This window comes from Pontibacter ummariensis (assembly GCF_900188175.1).
GTDB lineage: Bacteria > Bacteroidota > Bacteroidia > Cytophagales > Hymenobacteraceae > Pontibacter > Pontibacter ummariensis.
Genome location: NZ_FZOQ01000073.1, coordinates 1 through 1,748, shown reverse-complemented (window position 1 = coordinate 1,748; position 1,748 = coordinate 1). Strand labels below are relative to the sequence as shown.

The 1,748-nt window shown below is 44.5% G+C and carries 1 protein-coding gene; it reads left to right on the top strand.

Going from position 1 to position 1,748, the window contains the following annotated elements; translation table 11 throughout:
• A partial coding sequence (locus CHB92_RS25400; protein ID WP_179223173.1) for a trimeric intracellular cation channel family protein occupies window positions 1-227 on the top strand: 227 nt, incomplete at its 5' end.
• Between the last annotated feature and the right edge of the window lie 1,521 nt (window positions 228-1,748).

Genomic DNA, 1,748 nt, shown 5'->3' with positions numbered 1-1,748 from the left:
GCGATGTTCTTATCAATGAAGTGCCCTTGCTTTTCCGTAAGGATATCTACGCCCTGGCTTGTATAGCAGGGGGCTTTGTCTATTTTGTCTGCTACAAGTTTAGCCTCCCGGCCCCTCTTACCGAGCTGGCTGCTGCCCTAACCGTGATTGCTATCCGCATAGCGGCCGTGAAGTTTCACATACAACTGCCTATACTAAACTTGGATAAGCCTACAAAAGAGGACTAAAGCAGATTGCTGCTTTTAGCAACTTTTAGCGTGATCACCTGCAGCATAACCTCTTTACGGTTTAACTATCTGCTTCTTATCATTCATTTAGGGGCCAAGGAAGTAACCCCCTCCATTAATCCGTACCTGGCAGGGTAATAAAAGACAAGAACTATGTCTCAAGAACTCCCTTTATACGCTCGGCTTACTTTAATAGAAACTAAAAGCACGATTTGCTGTAAGCTTGAACCATCTTTAGCTTTCAGAACAAATTACTATTTTGCTAGACAGTAGCGATCAATTTTACAAACAGCTCCAACAGGCACGCCTTCAGAGCTACCACCACCCCAATCTTAATTTCTGTATAACGCATGAACCCTGAGCAGCAACTCAGAATCTTTGAGAAGATCAGTATAAACCCCTGGACGGTGAGAATATTCGAGCTATTCTAGGCCATAAACGGAGTAGTAGACAGAACAAACCAACAAAGCTGGTTCTACTCTAGAAATCATACTCCTGCCCTATGCTGAGGTGACCTGGTAAAGTATCTATGATACATGAAAGATCTTTTGTTGTAATGCTTCTGCTTACATGTTCGCAAATGCCGTTGTGTTCGCTTGATACGAGTAGAGCTTAGAACCCACCATGAGCCTACAAAGGCTACGTAGCAAGTAAAAATGAAAAAGGCGCCTTGGTAGAGACGCCTTTTTCACTTAAAGTAAGGTATAGGAATCAGTACTGGATTAACCAGTAGAAGCAATAGTGTATACGACAGCATCTTCTGCTGGTTCAGAAGAAAAAATAACATGCGTAAGTAGCAGAACTAACATTCCTCCTTATACATGACAGCCCCTTTACCTCTCTCCCTCTAGCCAGGGCTACGGCGTTTTTTCTCAACAGGCCGATACAGAAAGGCGCGGTAACGACTGACGGCAGTGGAAGGGTTGGTTTCACTGATTGGTTGACATAAACCTTTCCCTTGCGCTTTGTTACTTTACAGCTGATAAGCTGGTTATCGACAGCGGTGCTAGTTCGGGAAATAAGACCTTTGACTTACCAAAGGGCACACGCCTCAGCCAGTATCAACCTACTGTAGTTTCCGGGGAGTTGGGGCCGGGAAAGGCAGTTATAACTACGACCTGTTAGAAAGCAGCCTGGCTATAACTTAATTCTCACTCGGATCATAGTGCTGGGAAGCAGAGTTTTTTTTAACAGGAACACCCTTCCGAGAATAAGGTCCTAGTGGATTCCGGCCCTTTAATTGGAATAGAGCTGGTATATCAAAGCAAACCAAGGTACTAACAAAACTGTCTCTCCTTAAGAAAAGGACCTGGGCTTTCCATTGTGCCTGATGGCCTTGCACGAAATCCTGCTACCTTTCTCCACATGGCAAGGTCTGACACTTGTGTAACTTTTGGTCCTAACCTAAGAAAAGGGTAGCTTTAAACCTGCAAATTAACCTTTAAGCACGTACTTTGAACTTTCTGATCCTTCTGGCGGGCTTTGTCGCCTTAATCCTCGGGGCTGACAAGCTTGTTGATG